The sequence below is a fragment of the Anoxybacillus sp. MB8 genome (genome assembly GCF_011006755.1).
GTDB lineage: Bacteria > Bacillota > Bacilli > Bacillales > Anoxybacillaceae > Anoxybacillus > Anoxybacillus gonensis.
On the sequence record NZ_RXXX01000006.1, the window covers coordinates 50,706 to 67,483 of the forward strand.

At 44.2% G+C, this 16,778-nt stretch carries 18 protein-coding genes; all 18 read right to left on the reverse strand.

Going from position 1 to position 16,778, the window contains the following annotated elements:
- Positions 1-30: 30 nt before the first annotated feature.
- Positions 31-798 carry a menaquinol-cytochrome c reductase cytochrome b/c subunit gene (locus EKC99_RS03955; RefSeq protein WP_163150631.1) on the reverse strand — a complete coding sequence of 256 codons (768 nt, stop codon included), beginning with the start codon at positions 796-798 and terminating at the stop codon, positions 31-33.
- Between the two features lie 25 nt (positions 799-823).
- The gene (gene qcrB / locus EKC99_RS03960) at positions 824-1,498 is read right to left on the reverse strand and encodes a menaquinol-cytochrome c reductase cytochrome b subunit (RefSeq protein WP_006319468.1); all 675 of its coding nucleotides are present in this window, start codon (positions 1,496-1,498) and stop codon (positions 824-826) included.
- Between the two features lie 3 nt (positions 1,499-1,501).
- Positions 1,502-2,011 (reverse strand): Rieske (2Fe-2S) protein, encoded by a 510-nt coding sequence (locus tag EKC99_RS03965; protein WP_009373661.1) that lies wholly within the window; start codon positions 2,009-2,011, stop codon positions 1,502-1,504.
- A 129-nt stretch (positions 2,012-2,140) separates the two neighbouring features.
- Positions 2,141-2,575, reverse strand: a complete 435-nt coding sequence (locus EKC99_RS03970; RefSeq protein WP_163150633.1) for a YpiF family protein — start codon at positions 2,573-2,575, stop codon at positions 2,141-2,143.
- Between the two features lie 105 nt (positions 2,576-2,680).
- Positions 2,681-3,205 (reverse strand): ReoY family proteolytic degradation factor, encoded by a 525-nt coding sequence (locus EKC99_RS03975; RefSeq protein ID WP_033383409.1) that lies wholly within the window; start codon positions 3,203-3,205, stop codon positions 2,681-2,683.
- Between the two features lie 31 nt (positions 3,206-3,236).
- Positions 3,237-4,490, reverse strand: coding sequence for a tetratricopeptide repeat protein (locus EKC99_RS03980; RefSeq protein ID WP_163150634.1), 1,254 nt, complete (start codon positions 4,488-4,490; stop codon positions 3,237-3,239).
- Positions 4,491-4,579: 89 nt separating this feature from the next.
- Positions 4,580-5,866: a 3-phosphoshikimate 1-carboxyvinyltransferase gene (aroA, locus tag EKC99_RS03985; protein WP_163150636.1), complete on the reverse strand. Its 1,287-nt coding sequence runs from the start codon at positions 5,864-5,866 to the stop codon at positions 4,580-4,582.
- A 14-nt stretch (positions 5,867-5,880) separates the two neighbouring features.
- The gene (locus EKC99_RS03990) at positions 5,881-6,984 is read right to left on the reverse strand and encodes a prephenate dehydrogenase (RefSeq protein WP_163150638.1); all 1,104 of its coding nucleotides are present in this window, start codon (positions 6,982-6,984) and stop codon (positions 5,881-5,883) included.
- Positions 6,966-8,081 carry a histidinol-phosphate transaminase gene (hisC, locus tag EKC99_RS03995; protein WP_163150640.1) on the reverse strand — a complete coding sequence of 372 codons (1,116 nt, stop codon included), beginning with the start codon at positions 8,079-8,081 and terminating at the stop codon, positions 6,966-6,968. Before hisC ends, EKC99_RS03990 begins: the two co-directional genes overlap by 19 nt.
- Positions 8,023-8,865: a tryptophan synthase subunit alpha gene (trpA, locus tag EKC99_RS04000; RefSeq protein WP_163150642.1), complete on the reverse strand. Its 843-nt coding sequence runs from the start codon at positions 8,863-8,865 to the stop codon at positions 8,023-8,025. Before trpA ends, hisC begins: the two co-directional genes overlap by 59 nt.
- Positions 8,862-10,058 (reverse strand): tryptophan synthase subunit beta, encoded by a 1,197-nt coding sequence (trpB, locus tag EKC99_RS04005; RefSeq protein ID WP_163150644.1) that lies wholly within the window; start codon positions 10,056-10,058, stop codon positions 8,862-8,864. Before trpB ends, trpA begins: the two co-directional genes overlap by 4 nt.
- Entirely contained in the window at positions 10,052-10,687 is a 636-nt protein-coding gene (locus EKC99_RS04010) for a phosphoribosylanthranilate isomerase (protein WP_163150646.1), read from the reverse strand. The genes trpB and EKC99_RS04010 overlap by 7 nt, the downstream gene beginning before the upstream one ends.
- Positions 10,684-11,445, reverse strand: a complete 762-nt coding sequence (gene trpC / locus EKC99_RS04015) for an indole-3-glycerol phosphate synthase TrpC (protein ID WP_075039305.1) — start codon at positions 11,443-11,445, stop codon at positions 10,684-10,686. The genes EKC99_RS04010 and trpC overlap by 4 nt, the downstream gene beginning before the upstream one ends.
- Positions 11,438-12,448, reverse strand: coding sequence for an anthranilate phosphoribosyltransferase (gene trpD / locus EKC99_RS04020; RefSeq protein WP_163150648.1), 1,011 nt, complete (start codon positions 12,446-12,448; stop codon positions 11,438-11,440). Before trpD ends, trpC begins: the two co-directional genes overlap by 8 nt.
- The gene (gene trpE / locus EKC99_RS04025) at positions 12,441-13,946 is read right to left on the reverse strand and encodes an anthranilate synthase component I (protein ID WP_163150650.1); all 1,506 of its coding nucleotides are present in this window, start codon (positions 13,944-13,946) and stop codon (positions 12,441-12,443) included. Before trpE ends, trpD begins: the two co-directional genes overlap by 8 nt.
- Before the next feature lie 168 nt (positions 13,947-14,114).
- The gene (aroH, locus tag EKC99_RS04030; RefSeq protein WP_163150652.1) at positions 14,115-14,495 is read right to left on the reverse strand and encodes a chorismate mutase; all 381 of its coding nucleotides are present in this window, start codon (positions 14,493-14,495) and stop codon (positions 14,115-14,117) included.
- Positions 14,455-15,594 carry a 3-dehydroquinate synthase gene (aroB, locus tag EKC99_RS04035; protein ID WP_019417619.1) on the reverse strand — a complete coding sequence of 380 codons (1,140 nt, stop codon included), beginning with the start codon at positions 15,592-15,594 and terminating at the stop codon, positions 14,455-14,457. Before aroB ends, aroH begins: the two co-directional genes overlap by 41 nt.
- On the reverse strand, positions 15,594-16,763 hold the full coding sequence (gene aroC / locus EKC99_RS04040) for a chorismate synthase (RefSeq protein WP_163150654.1): 1,170 nt from the start codon (positions 16,761-16,763) through the stop codon (positions 15,594-15,596). Before aroC ends, aroB begins: the two co-directional genes overlap by 1 nt.
- Positions 16,764-16,778 lie beyond the last annotated feature (15 nt).

The window sequence follows — 16,778 nt, forward strand, 5'->3', positions numbered from 1 at the left end:
GCTGACTGATGTTCAGTCAGCTTTTACAAACTATTCTGCTTTTAAACCAGCGACAAACTCTGCAAGTTTTTGCAATTCTTCATCTGTGCCTTTGAAAATACCGCCTGGCATGCCACCTTGACCATTTTTCGCGATGTTAGCAATTTCTTCTGGAGATAATCCTGTGCCAACGAGCGATGGTGCCGCTGGACCTCCTTGCAAGTTTTCACCGTGACATGTTAAACATGTATTTGCTTCTAAAATTTTATATCCTTCTGCATTTTTGTCAATGTCTACTTCCGCACGAATTTTTCCTTGTTCAGCCGCTGCTTCCCAGTCGTGCGTGACGACAGATTCCCATGTTAAGAAAATGATTGCCGCGAGCGTAAGCAACATCATTCCGACAGCAACTGGACGTTTTGATGGACGACGCTCTGGACCACGATCTAAAAACGGTGCAAGCAATAACGCACCAAATGCAAGTCCAGGAATAATAATCGCTCCAACAACTGTATATGGACCAGATGCAAACGAGTACTTCAATAGTTGGTATAAGAATAAGAAGTACCAGTCTGGAAGCGGAATATAACTTGTATCTGTCGGATCCGCAATTCGCTCAAGCGGCGACGGATGCGCAACGGTTAAACATAAAAAGCCGATTAAAAAGACGGAGCCGACCATCCATTCTTTTAATAAAAAGTTCGGCCAAAACGCCTCTGTTTTCCCCGGATATTCGGAATAGTCTTTCGGAATGTTCGGCTTGCGCATTGCAGGTACGCGCGAATCGCCGACAAATTTCATCCCTTTTCCGCGATGCATAGCGTTCCCTCCCTTATGCTAAATTTTACAGTGGACCAGAAATTCCTTGTTTTCGAATCATTAAGAAGTGTGCAGCCATTAATCCTAATAACGCTCCAGGCAAGAAGAAGACGTGAATCGCAAAGAAGCGCGTTAACGTTTGTGCCCCAACGATTTCGTGATGACCTGCTAATAACGTTTTAATCGCTGGACCGATGACTGGTGTCGCTTCAGCAATTTGCAATCCTACTTTTGTCGCAAAGAGCGCTTTCATATCCCAAGGTAATAAGTAGCCTGTGAAACCAAGCCCCATCATGACCATAAAAATAAGTACGCCAACGATCCAGTTTAATTCACGTGGCTTTTTGTAAGCACCTTGGAAAAATACGCGCAACGTATGTAAAAACATCATCACAATAACGAGACTTGCTCCCCAGTGATGCATGCCGCGCACAATTTGTCCAAATGCTACTTCGTTTTGTAAGTAATAAACAGATTCCCAAGCGTTTTTAATATCTGGTACGTAATACATCGTTAAAAACATACCAGATAAAATTTGAATGACTGTCACGAAAAATGTTAATCCACCAAAGCAGTAAACAAACGCAGAAAAGTGATGCGCAGGGTTTACGTGCTCTGGCACTTCATGGTCTGCGATATCCCGCCACAAAGGCGTAATATCTAGCCGTTCGTCAACCCAATCATAAATCTTATTAAGCATGTATTACGCCTCCCCTCGTGGTTTCGCTTTCCCTAAATACAACGTGCCATCTTTTACTTCGTATTCGTAACGGTCTAATGGAGCTGGTGGTGGCGTGTTTGGCACGTTCGTTCCGTCCTTTTCATATAAACCGTAGTGACAAGGACAGAAGAAACGGTTCGGATTGCTTTTTTCACCGTTCCAGTTCACCGTACAGCCAAGATGTTTACAAATTGGTGATAGCGCAACGATATCCCCTTTTTCATCTTTAAATACCCAAGCCGATCTTGGCTCTTCTGATTCGTACCACGCGTCTTTTACTTTTACTTTAAAGTCAAAGCGCTGTGGCTCTGTCGTGATGTCTTTCACTTGGGCAACTGCAACCATATCTTGCCCAGCTTCTTCTTTCAAGATTGGATCTAAGGCAAAGCGCACCATCGGTGATAAAATGCCAGCTGCCATAAATCCACCTACACCTGTTAACGTGTAGTTTAAAAATTGCCGTCTTGACACGCGATGCTTTTTCTCGCTCATCGTTTTCCCCCCTCTATGCGAAGTTAAGTCCATCCGGACGAATTGTTATAACACATATATAAAACTAGGACAACCTAATGATATATCATGTTTCCACCAAGGTCAATATAATGATAGTGTAAACGCTATCTAATTTTTTAACGTCCATTTTGTGACTAACGCATCCATCACTTGTTCCACTTGTTGACGAACAACTTTTTGCTTATATGCTTCATCTGCATGTTCAAGTGGAAGCGCTGGCACATAAATAAACGACTCATCTGCGATGTCTGCATGTGAAGTGACAAAACATACATGTTGAAATCCCGCTTGTTTAAGCACGTTTGTCCATTCATGCACGCGCGCTTGTATTTGTTCTTGCACGAAATATGTCAATGGTGGAAATAACATCACCCTCCCTTTAAACTGTCGTTCTACTTCATTTGTAATAAACAACGTATGCTCGCTCATTTCAGCAAACGCTTTCATGTTTGTGCTTCCTATCGGTATGCACGGAACGAGCGCTGTATCAACATACTCTTTTGCTTGATGATACATGTCCACATCTTTTGCTGTCCATTTCATTCAAATCACTCCTTATGTTTCCATCTTACACGAAATGTGTATGTATTTTTTTGAACATTTTGTGACAAATATACACATCATAAAAAGCGTTGCGAAACCACAAGGTTAACGCAACGCTTTTAATTGTTCAGTCAGCTCGCGAAATTTTTGTTCATCTTGCTGATCAAGCGCCTCGTCAATTAATCGCATAATTTTTTGCCGTTGGAAATGTTGAATCGATTGATGAACGATTGTTTCCACCAGTTGTTCATCTTGTTTATTCACCCGTTTTGGCATGTACGGATTTTCTTCAAGCACCGCCACATATTGTGGCGAATGAAAAGCACCGCGAAAGTTTAGTTGAATGAAAATATCTTCATCGCGGTTTAAACGAATGTCATGAAACGATTTTTCTGCATCCGTCGTAATGACGTTTTGCTTATAAAACCGAAACGGTACGTCGTCGACACAATGCGTCGACATCATCATGCCGCGCGGGCAATATTCAGCATGTTCTACAAAATGCACTTTTTCCATTAGCGCATCATGGCTAAGTAAATAGTTTAAAATCCATACACATTCGCGCCGTTTTAATTGGTAATTATTTAAAAACCAGCGTACGAACTCTTTTTTCTCCCGGACAGAAACCATTCCCTTCCCCCCTTGCATCCGAATGACATCTTCATTCAAATTGCAACATCATATGGGCAATCTCTTCGTTTGTCGGATCAATACGCAATAGTTGTTCAAATATGTCTTTCGCCTTTTCTCTTCTCCCCTCCTCAAATAAAAAATAGCCAAAATCATATAAAAAGTTTGGGTCATCTTTAAAAAAAGTATATGCCTCTTCATAATGATTTAATGCCTGATCATACATTTCAAGCTTTTGCTTCGCTTTCGCAAGCTCCCACTCAAATTGCGGATCGTATTCCCCTTGATCGAGCGCTTGTTGAATGATACGAACGACATCTTCGTACCTTTCTTCATGAAACAACAAGCTTGTCTGGATGAACAACGCTTCTAAATAGCCCGGATCGATATGAAGCGCTTGTTCGATATACTCGATCGCTTCTTCTCGCTTCCCGAGCTTCAACGCAATTTTTCCAGCATATACAAGCAATTCTTTATTCCATTCATCAATGGTTAACCCTTCTTTTGCTATTTCGTAACTTTGTTGTATATCTCCTTCTTGTTCATACGATTTTGCTAAAAATAAATAAAGCGGCACGTATTCGCGATCAAGCGCCTTTAACTCACTTAGTTTGGCAATCGCTGTTTTATATGCTTCCGCTTGATATGCCGTAAATCCGTATTGGAATAACGTGTGAGCATCGAAACGTTCATTTAATGCTTGTTCATAATAAACCATCGCTTGTTCAAATTCACCTAGCAAACTATAGGCTTCCGCCATACGTTGAGCGAGCACTGTGCCTGCCATCGTTTTTGTTTGCTTCATGACTTGCTCATAATACGGCAAGCTTTTTTGATATTGTCCGCTCGTAAAATATAGCTCAGCTAACGCAAATTGAACAAGTGGTTCGTTTGGCATTTTTTCGTACGCTTTTAATAGTTTTTGTTCACTTACTTCATCTAATCCTTGCATTTGATAAAGATCCGCCATTAACAAGCATGCGCGCACGTAATACGGATCGTCTTCTTCTATATCAATCAACAACTCAAGCGCTTCTTCCTCTTTATCCATTTCTGTATATATTTCTGCTAAAAAAAGTTGCAATTCACGTTCATCTGGATAGCGCGCAAGCAACATGTGAACGAGCGCTTCTGCTTCTTCTAAAAACCCCCATGAAAACAAGTGATCCGCTAGCATATATCGCTCTTCATCGCTTCCGTTTTGTTTCACTTGCTCCACAAGCGCTAACGCACGTTCAACGTCACCTTGTTCAACAAGTTGCACGATTTCATCTAGTTTTCCCATCAATCTCACCCTTATCATTCATATCGTCACGCTTTATCATACCATCGAACAAATAAGCATGCAAAAAAAGAAGCTGATCCATGATCGAATCAGCTTTGTAACATGCGGAGATGGTCAAAAAACGTCGGATACGACACCGCAATCGCTTCCGGACGTTGAAGAGTAACATGTCCTTTTGTGATGCACGATGCGATCGCTAACATCATGCCGATGCGATGGTCGCCATAACTATCGACGAGGACATCGTTCGCATGTAGCGGCGTTTTCCCATGAATAATCATTCCGTCTTCTGTCGCTTCAATGTGTGCGCCAAGCTTTCGCAATTCAGACACGACCGTCGCAATTCGATCTGTCTCTTTCACTTTCAACTCGCTCGCATCTGTAATGACTGTCGTTCCTTCTGCTTGCGTCGCCAAAAGAGCAATGATTGGAATTTCATCAATTAATCGAGGAATGATGTCACCACCAATATGCGTTGCCTTTAACGTCGAGGTGCGAACAGTAATGTCAGCTACCGGTTCGCTTTCTTCGTGGCGAACATTTTCAACGGAAATGTCCGCTCCCATATTTTTCAACACATCAATAATCCCTGTGCGCGTCGGGTTTATTCCGACATGCTTTAGCGTAATTTCGCTGTTTGGAACGATCGCACCCGCGACTAAAAAGAAAGCGGCTGAAGAAATATCTCCCGGCACTTCTATATCGATCGCGCGAAGCGTTTGCCGTCCTGTAATAGAAACGCTCAATCCGTCCACACACACCTCTGCACCAAATGCCCGCAACATTCGCTCAGTATGATCGCGCGATTGGTGTGGTTCGATTACTGTCGTCGTTCCGTCCGCATGCAACCCTGCAAGCAAAATGGCCGATTTCACTTGCGCGCTTGCAACTGGGGAATGATATGTGATGGGCTGGAGTTGTCCGCCACGTATCGCTAACGGTGTATATCGTCCTTGTTCTCTTCCATCGATGTGTGCGCCCATTTGTTTTAACGGTTTTGTGACACGATCCATCGGCCGTTTAGCAATCGAATCATCCCCAATTAAACAAGCATGAAACGGACAAGCAGCTAAAATCCCTAACAATAAACGTGTCGTTGTACCTGAGTTGCCGACGTTTAATATATGTGTAGGTTCTTTTAAGCCGTCGATTCCTTTTCCTTCAATGATCACTTCATTTCCTTGTTGCGTAATGGCTACACCCATTTTCCGAAAACAATCGATGGTGCTTAAACAATCTTCCCCTGTTAAAAAGTTTGTCACCCGTGTCGTTCCGTTCGCCAATGCTCCAAACATAACGGCACGGTGAGAAATGGACTTATCACCTGGCACAGCAATTTCTCCTCGTAATGCATGGACATTTGTTTTTAAATTCACAATTTCACCCTCTTTTACACAACATACGTTTCGTAGTTCGTATTCGCTTCAATGCAATGTTTCGCGCGTTGCCGATCATCGTCTGTTTGAAAACTTAAACGAAGCACGCCGTAAATATCTTCCCGCGTTTCAATGATGCGAATATTCGTAATGCTAATACGCTCTTTTGCCAAATAACCAGTAATTTCAGAAATAACCCCTGGATAGTCTGGCACATCAACATATAGATCGTAAAAGGAAGGAATCGCTCCTTTCGTTCGGACAGGCAACCCGTCGCGAAACTGTTTCGCGTCATGAAAGTATTGATAAATTCGTTCGCTATCCCCGTCAGCAACGTACGTACGAATTTTTTTCATTTCCTCTATCCAACGATCAAATAGCTGTAACAATTCGTCTTTATTATGTATGAAAATATCACGCCACATTTCTGGATTGCTAGAAGCTATGCGCGTAATATCACGAAAACCGCCTGCCGCTAATCGACTCACAAGATCATCTTCCCGTTCGTACTGTTGCGCTTGGTGAACGAGGCTTGCCGCAATGATGTGCGGAAAGTGACTAATGACGCCAGCAATGCGGTCATGCTCTTTCGGTGTTAATGTAACAAAGTGTGCTTTCGTTCCTTCAAGCCATCGCTTTAATCGCACGATATTTTCTTCTTTTACATGTTCTGTCGGTGTTAAAATATAAAAGGCATTTTCGAACAAGTGGGCACGCGCAGCCGCAACTCCACTCTTATGTGAACCGGCCATCGGATGTCCGCCGATAAACGTGACTCCTTGTTCTAATAACGGCCATGCTTGTTTCACAATGCGCTCTTTCGTGCTTCCTACATCTGTTACAATGACGTGTGGTCGTAAAGGAAGATCGACTAATTCAAGGAGCAATTGCTCCGTTTGGGCAACAGGTGCAGCAAGCACGATGACATCCGCCTCACAAGCAGCATGAGCAAACGACGGTACCGCTTCATCAATCACGCCAAGTGAGCGAGCCAAACGCAACGACTCGCCTGATATATCATATCCAATCATTACCGCGTCCGGATGCGCTCGCTTGATCGCAAGCGCAATCGAACCTCCAATTAAGCCAAGACCGGCAATTAAAACGTTTCCTCGCAAAGCTTTTCCCTTCTTTCTTTTAACATGTTTGTTAACGCTCGGATGATCGTTTCGTTTTGTTCTGCCGATCCGACTGTAATGCGCACAGCTGTCGGAAAACCGAGAGCGCATCCTGAACGTACAATGATGCCACGTTGAAGCAAATACGTAAACACTTCATCACCGCTAAAGCCAAAATCAATTAAGATAAAATTTCCCTCGGACTTGTAGTAGTGCAAACCGTGTTGATCGCAAAAAGAATAAAATTGGTTTAACCCTTGTTTATTTTTTTGGACACATTGTTGAATAAATGTTTGGTCGTTTAATGCGGCCAATGCAGCGACTTGCGCAAGGCGAGATGTATTAAATGGCTCGCGTGCCGGTTCCATCGCTTGTAACATATGCTCATGTCCAATGCCATATCCGATACGAAGTGCAGCTAATCCGTATGCTTTTGAAAACGTGCGTAAAATCATTATATTTTCATATTGTTGAAGCAAAGAAACGGTATTTGGATAGTCATCCGCTTGCACGTATTCATAATACGCTTCATCGACAACGACGAGCACATGTTTCGGTACTTTGTCTAAAAATGCACGCAAAGAAGCGTCATTGACATACGTACCTGTCGGATTGTTTGGGCTGCAAATCCAAACGACGCGCGTATCGTCGTCGATCGCTTCAAGCATCGCTTCTAAATGATGATGTCCGTCTTGAAGCGGAATTTCACGCACTTCTGCTCCTTCGATGATCGCATTATGACGATATTGCGGAAACGTTGGTGTAGCCATCACCGTGTTCGTTCCTTTTTGCAAAAATGCGCGACAAATGATTTGAACAACTTCATCCGAACCGTTTCCAAAAATGAGTTGCTTTTCATTGACGCCAACATGCTTAGCGAGCGCCTCGCGCAACGCTCGGCTATATCCGTCAGGGTACAACGCCAAATGAGCAAGCTCGGCAGTGACCGCTTGCTGAACGAGCGATGAGCAACCGTACGGATTTTCATTGGATGCTAACTTAATGACCGTCTCTAATTGATATTCGCGTTTTACTTCTTCAATCGGTTTGCCCGGTTGATACGGTTTTAGTTGTTGTAGTTGTTGTTTCACTTTCATTTTTTCTCACCCTCATTTTCAATGGTTCAATGAGCGAAGCGACGTATTGCGAAAAAACGCGGAGCGCCTCTTGACGCGTATGCACATCGTTCAATTCGTCTTGCAGTTGTTCAATTTTTTGTACAATGGCGCTGCCGATGACGATCCCATCACATACGTGTTGAAGTCGCTCCACTTGTTCTGCTGTCGAAATGCCGAATCCAACGACAACGGGAACACGGCTATATGATTTCACTTGTTGCAAAAATTCGTGCAATTTTGTCGGCAACGAGTCCCGAACACCTGTGACACCTAATGATGAGACACAATATAAAAACGATTGTGCTTTCGATGCAATCATCGCGATGCGTTCATGAGACGTTGGAGCGACAAGCGAAATGTAAGGAATGTCGTACGTTTCGCCTAACGTTCTCATATGCTCGCTTTCTTCAAACGGCAAATCTGGAATGAGCACACCGCTCGCACCGTTTTGTTGCGCTAAAGCAAAAAAGCGTTCTTCTCCTAATTGTAACACAGGATTATAATACGTAAAGACAATAATCGGAATTTTTACACCTTTTTTTCGCATTTGGGCGATGAGAGCAAGCGCTTTTGTTAACGTCATACCATTTTTCAACGCCCGACTCGCTGCTCGTTGAATGATCGGTCCGTCTGCAAGTGGATCTGAGTAAGGAACACCGAGCTCTAACATCGTTGCCCCTGTCTGTTCAAGAGCGATCGCTAAATCAATCGTCACTTCTTCACACGGGTCGCCTGCCACGATAAATGGAATAAAATGTTTCATTTCTGCCCATCCCCTTCCAAATAGTTCATCACTGTCTGCACATCTTTATCTCCTCTTCCTGATAAACAAACAAGAATGATTTCCTCTCGTGAACGAAGGGGAGCAATTTGAAACGCTTTGGCGAGCGCGTGTGCAGACTCGATTGCCGGGATGATCCCTTCCGTTTCTGCTGTCATTTGAAGGGCAGCGATCGCTTCGTCATCTGTGACACTTTCATAACGGACGCGTCCAACGTGTGCTAAATACGCATGTTCCGGTCCGACACCCGGATAATCTAAACCGGCTGAAATCGAATACGGTTCTGTAATTTGACCATGTTCATCTTGCAATACGTATGTGAGCGAACCGTGAATGACGCCTTTTGTTCCTTTTGTGATTGTGGCGGCATGTTCCGTCGTGTGCACACCTTTTCCAGCCGCTTCAACACCGATACATTCCACGTCATCGTCTAAAAAAGGATGAAACATGCCGATCGCATTACTTCCGCCACCGACACAAGCAATAATTGTATGAGGAAGTTTTCCTTCTACTTTTAACATTTGTTCGCGCGCTTCTTCTCCAATAATGCGTTGAAATTCTCGCACCATCATCGGATACGGATGAGGTCCAACGACAGAGCCAATCATGTAAAAATGATCATCACAATGCTCGACCCAATAACGAATCGCTTCATTTGTCGCATCTTTTAACGTACGATTGCCGCTTTTCACTGGAATGACTTGCGCACCTAGCAATTTCATGCGAAAGACGTTTAATGCTTGCCGTTTCACATCTTCTTCACCCATAAATACTTTACATTCCATCCCAAAACGAGCGGCAACAGTCGCCGCAGCTACTCCATGCTGTCCGGCACCCGTTTCAGCGATAATTTTTCGTTTTCCCATTCGTCTCGCTAGCAACGCCTGCCCAATCGCATTGTTAATTTTATGAGCACCTGTATGGTTCAAGTCTTCACGTTTAAAGTACATTTTCGCCCCGCCTAATCGTTCTGTCAAGTTTTTTGCAAACGTTAAAGCGGTCGGTCGTCCCGAATATTCATACAAATGACGCATATATTCAGCGTGAAACGAAGGATCCGCTAACGCTTCATATAGTTGTTGTTCAATGTCAGCTAACGGACGCATTAATGTTTCAGGCACAAATTTTCCACCAAACATCCCAAAACGGCCACGTTCATTTGGTAATGTCAACATGTTTTCACCTTCTGTTCAATTATTTTTATTTTTTGTTCACTTTTCCGCTCATTTTCTTCAATTCCGCTACTCATGTCTATCCCGAACGGCTCATACATCAACAACTGTTCGATGTTATCCGGGGTAATGCCTCCTGCGATGAAACAAGGTACCCCTTGGCGAGTCGCTTCTTCCATGTAATAAGGAACAACGCGCCAATCAAACGAGATGCCTGTTCCGCCCCATGCTCCTTTTCGACCGCTATCAATAACAAAACCGTCCACAATTCCTTTCCAAGCGCGCATATATATCCACGCCTCTGGAGCATGATGAATGGCTTTCCAAACAGGGATTTGGAACGTTTCTTTTAATTGCTTTACCGTTTGTATCGTCTCCATCCCATGACATTGAATGATCGATAAAGGAACGTGCTCAAGAACAGAAGCGACAGACGTTATTGTTGGATGAACGAAGACGCCAACAATTTGTTTCGTTTCTAGTTGAACGACAGATAGCCATCGCTGCACATCTTGCGGTTTGACCTTTCGCTTACTTTCAGCAAATACGAATCCGATGTAGTCCGCTTCGCTTTTAGCGACAAGTTGCACATCTTGCAATGAACGATTGCCACAATATTTTAAAACGGTCATACACAACGCTCCCCAAACAATTCATAAACAGCCGCCCGAACATCTGGCTTGCGCATGAGCGCTTCGCCGACGAGCATCGCATGTGCACCTGCTTGTTGTACGGTTTGCACGTCATCGAATGTGTGGATGCCGCTTTCACTCACAATGATGCAATTTGGCAATAGCGGAACGATTTGTTTTGTTACATGAAGCGATGTGTGAAACGTCATTAAATCACGATTATTAATGCCGATCACTTTCGGTGTAAACCGTTTTAAAATGGCCTCTACCGTTTTCGGTGCATGCACTTCCACTAAACATTGCAGCCCCATTTCGTGCGCTTCTTCATATAATTCGTGTAAAACACTTGGATCGAGCGCCTCGCCAATGAGCAAAATCGCATCTGCACCAATCCGGACACTTTCAACAAGCTGCTTGCGATCGATAATGAAGTCTTTACGTAAAACGGGTATTTCGATATGTTTTTTCACCTGTGTGACATATGAGCGGTGACCAGCAAAATATCGTTCATCCGTTAATACGGATACAGCATCTGCACCTGCTTGTTCGTATGCACGAGCAATATCAACAACATTCAGATGTTGTCGAATGACGCCTTTCGACGGCGATGCTTTTTTCACTTCCGCAATTAACCCTAAAGAGCGGCGCGGCTTTGCTAATGCGTCATAAAACGAGCGCCGAGAAAGCCGTTCGCACGGTTCAGGTAATTGTAACGATGCCACTTCTTCTCTTTTCGTTTGCAAAATCGTTTCAAGCATACTGTTCACCTCTTAATCTTTGTAAATACGCATATGCACAGCCGTCCTCAATCGCACGTTTTGCCATATTTACGCCATCTGAAATATGCGACACGACACCAGCGACATATAAAGCAACGCCCGCATTTAGTAAAACAACATGGGTTGCACTTTCATTCGCATCGTTGGCAAACACGCGCTCAATAAGTTGGGCACTTTCATCTACACTATGAACACATATGTCGGACAACCGCCCGCGCGGTAAACCTACATGTTCTGGAGCGATGACACGTTGAATGATCTGTCCGTGTTTTAGTTCAATCATTGTTGTTTCTGCAGCAATGCTACATTCGTCTAAGCCGTCGCGGCTTGTAACGAATACGGCATGTTCTGTTCCGATTCGCCGCAGCGCTTCCGCCATTTTTCGCGCATCTTTTTCATCATGTACACCGATCACTTGTCGTTTCGGTTGAGCTGGGTTCACGAGCGGCCCAAGCAAATTAAATACCGTTCGCATTTTTAAACTTTGGCGAACAGGGGCAACATGCTTCATCGCCTCGTGATAAAATGGAGCAAATAAAAAGACGAGTCGATGTGTACGCAACGCTTTTTTTGCTTCTTCTTCCGTCTTCGGCATCGGAATGTGAAAATGTTCAATGACATTTGCGCTTCCGCTTTTCGATGACACCGCCCGATTTCCATGTTTTGCAACCGCTACATCGAGCGAAGCAACAAGCAAAGCGACCGCTGTCGAAATATTAAACGTCCCTTTTCCGTCTCCGCCTGTTCCACACGTATCAATGATCGATTCCCCAAGGGAAACTGTTCTCATTCGTTCACGCATCGCCTGGATAAAGCCGACAAGCTCATCGACCGTTTCACCGCGAAACCGTAATAAAGCTAAAAAAGCGGCCACTTGCTTTTCATCCACTTCCCCACTCATCATCGCATGCATCGCTTCATACGCCTCATGTTCCGTTAACGTTTCGCGTCTAGCGCATTTATGCAACAACTGTTCAAACACGTTGTTCTCCCCCTTTAAATACGTGCTCTGCCAGCTGAATGGCATGAATGAGGGCACTTGCTTTATTTCTCGTTTCTTTCCATTCTAGCTCAGGCAATGAATCAGCAACGACCCCCGCTCCTGCTTGCACATATGCCATTTTATTTTTTAACACCGCCGTTCGAATGGCGATGCACGAGTCAATATTGCCGTCGAAGCCGATATACGCAATCGCCCCTGCATATATGTTGCGCGCTGTCGGCTCTAGCTCTTGAATAATTTGCATTGCGCGAATTTTCGGTGCCCCGCTCACCGTTCCAGCAGGAAAAGCAGCAATTAACGCATCAAGCGGATGAACGTCTTGCCGAAGCGTTCCAGTTACTTTTGAAATTAAATGCATGACGTGCGAGAACTTCCCCACTTGCATAAATTGCGGTGTACGAACCGTTCCATACATAGCGACGCGACCAATATCATTGCGGGCAAGATCGACAAGCATATAATGTTCCGCTCGCTCTTTTGGGTCATGAAGCAACTCATTCATGAGCGCACGATCTTCTCGTTCATCTTTTCCGCGACGGCGCGTCCCTGCGATCGGATCGATCTCAAGTTCCCGATTTCGTACTTGGATAAGCTTTTCTGGAGAGCTGCCGACAATTTGTTCTTCACCAAGTTTTAAATAAAATAAATAGGGCGATGGGTTTAATAGGCGCAATAATCGATATAGCTCAATGCCATCAATGGACGTTTCGATGGCAAATCGTTGCGACAAAACCGTTTGAAACACATCTCCGCTCGCAATGTATGATTGAATGTTTTTCACCGCTTCATAAAACGTTTGTCGATCCATATTCGAATGAACACGATCAAACGAAACAGAAATGTTTCGGTCGAACATCATATGTGCTTGTTCATCGCAACCGTGAACCATTTTACGCGCAAGCTCATCGATTGTTCGACATGCGGCTTCATACTTTTCTATTCGTTTTGCCTCATCATCTGTTTCTTGTACACGCACATAATGGATAAGCAACAACTCTTTTTTTACATGGTCAAACGCAAAAAGTGATTCACAAACGACAAAATGGACGATTTTCATTTGTAAATCGTTATACGCATGATAAGGAATTTTCTCAATAGAAGAAATAAAATCGTAGCTAATATAACCAACAGCTCCCCCACGAAATGGAACGTCTAATGATAACAGTTGAACGTGAAGATGTTGCTGCATGACAGCAAACGCTTCTTGAATCGTCCCGGTGCACGCTAACACTTGTTGTTGTTCTTTTACAAAAAATTGTTTGCCATCATCACTTTCAATGGACATGAACGGCCGAATGCCGATGAATGAATAGCGAGACCACGGCGACATGTCGTCTCCACTTTCAAGCAAAAAGGCTGCTTCATCACGTAAAGCCATAAATAGTTGGATCGGTTGAAGCGTGTCAGCGAAAAAACGACGCACAATCGGAATCGTCCGAAATTGGGAAGCTGTCTGCAAAAATGTAGATATATTCATGATCGTTCTCCTTTCTTGGAGAATGAACATGAGGGGAAACAATGAGGAAACAAAAAAGCCTAAAGACGGGCAGTCTTTAGGCATACATACCTTAACGATCCTCTGCTCCGCTCTCACTCATTCTCTACTCAACTCTTACTCTACTCAGCTAACTTATGAACCATCATATTACATATCTAACTTTTTTGTCAACTGTAAATCCGGCCGCAGCTGGATAGCATCGCGTAAATAGACGTGATGAATATCTTGCTGCGCTCGCTTCGTATGTACAGTCATCATGACGCGAATACATTTCGGCAATGCGTGCGGAACGTTAATTTCGCGCATACACATCACCGGAACATACGTCCATCCATCGAGATGACGCAACGCTTTTGCTGGAAACGTGGCGTTTAAATCATCGGTCATCGAAATAAGTACCGATACGACGTCTTCTGCGTTCACATCGTTTTGGCGGATCATTTCTATTAACAATTGCTTCGTTTCATCGACAATCTCTCGTTCATCGTTATTGCTCACAGTCGTTGCCCCGCGAATCGCTCGAATCACATGTTTCCCCTCCTTCTTCAGCAAACGCGTATAACCATTGCAACAATTGTTCATCGCTTATCCGTTCTACACATACAGTTCCGATCTCTTTCATTAACACCATGCGCACCGTTTGATCTTTCGCCTTTTTATCTTTTTTCATTTTTTCAAGCAAACGTTCAGGCGATACGTGCGGCGGAAGCGAAGTCGGAAAGCCGTAATGATGAAATAACGTCCGAAACGACGAGTAAAAAAGCGGTTGGTTGTAAAAACGTTCACTGACAAAAATGGCAAACAACATCCCGAGGGCAACCGCATCTCCATGCGTCATCACCCCGTATCCGAGCTCGCTTTCTAGCGCATGCCCGAGCGTATGACCGAAGTTTAAATGAGCGCGAACCCCATGCTCTTTCTCATCTTGCGAGACAACTGCTGCTTTAATTTCAATTCCTTTTTGAATCGCATATTGTAATCGGTCGCCATTCAAATCCTCTATCTTTTGTACGTTCGCTTGTAACCACCCAAAAAAAGCGCGATCGTAAATTAAGGAATGTTTAATAATTTCCGCAAAACCAGACCGCATTTCTCTTTTTGGGAGCGTAGATAGAAAAGAAATATCATAGAAAACGAGTTCAGGTTGATAGAAAGCACCAATCATATTTTTTCCAAGCGGATGATTGATGGCCGTTTTTCCTCCAACAGCGCTATCGTGCGCTAATAATGTCGTCGGCACTTGAACAAATCGAATGCCTCGCATATATGTTGCTGCGACAAAACCAGCTAAATCTCCGACGACCCCTCCGCCAAGCGCAACAATTAATGAATCACGATCTAAATGGTTTGTTAACGCTGCCGTATGACAAGCATAAAATTGTTCAAACGACTTTGCCTCTTCCCCACTCGGAATAATATGCGCGTACACACGGTCATATGTTTGATGAAGAGCTTGTTGCACATCAGCTAAATAAAGCGAAGCGACCGTTTCATCTGTAATGATGAGCACAGCTGTCACATGCGGGCAAACGCGATCAATCATTCGATCAATCATGTGCAATAATTCATTCCCAATGACCACTTCATATCGTTTCGACGGCGTAGCGATGTGAATGCGTTTCATCATTAAAACTCCTTTGCGTACCGACGCATGTTTTCGACATTTTCAATAATCAAATCCATGCGATCTTGTCCAAATTGTTCGACAATGGCTGCAGCAATTTCCCACGCCACTACTGCTTCAGCGACAACGCTTGCGGCAGGCACAGCACAACTATCTGAACGTTCAATGCTTGCGGCAAACGGTTCTTTCGTTTCAATATCGACACTCATAAGCGGTTTATATAACGTCGGAATCGGCTTCATCACCCCGCGCACAACGATCGGCATCCCTGTCGTCATTCCGCCTTCAAATCCGCCAAGTCGATTCGTTTTTCGCGTATATCCCGTTTCTTTACTCCATATAATTTCGTCATGCACTTCACTTCCAAAGCGACGTGCCGCTTCAAAGCCGATACCAAACTCAACCCCTTTAAACGCATTAATGCTTACAATAGCTGCGGCAATTTTGGCATCTAACTTGCGATCATAATGGACGTAGCTTCCAACGCCAACCGGAACACCTTCGACAATGACTTCGACAATGCCACCGATCGAATCACCTTTTTCTTTTGCTTCATCAATGGCCGCCATCATCTTTTTTTCCGCTTCTGCATCAAAGCAGCGAACAGGGGATTGCTCGGTCACTCGTTGCAACTCTTCTAACGATGTATATGCGGTATGCTCCGCCTTGACGCCCCCAATTTCAACGACATGGCTTGCGACGCGAATGCCTAACTCCGCCAAAATTCGTTTCGCTACCGCACCAGCAGCGACGCGCACCGTTGTTTCACGCGCTGACGAGCGCTCTAACACATTGCGCATATCGCGATGGCCATATTTCATCGCCCCATTTAAATCTGCATGCCCTGGGCGTGGACGCGTCACTTTTCGTTTCACTTCTTCTGTATCGTCAGCTAACGGTTCAATGCCCATAATGTTCGTCCAATGTTTCCAGTCGCGATTTTCAACGACAAGGGTAATCGGAGAACCGAGCGTTTTCCCGTGACGAACCCCGCTTAAAATTTTCACTTCGTCTTTTTCAATTTGCATGCGTCGTCCGCGACCGTATCCTTTTTGCCGACGCGCTAAATCTTCGTTAATATGCTCTGCGAAAAGCGTCAATCCTGCTGGAACACCTTCAATAATTGTTGTCAGTTGTGGACCGTGAGATTCACCAGCTGTTAAGTACCGCAATTTCCTCTCTCCCTT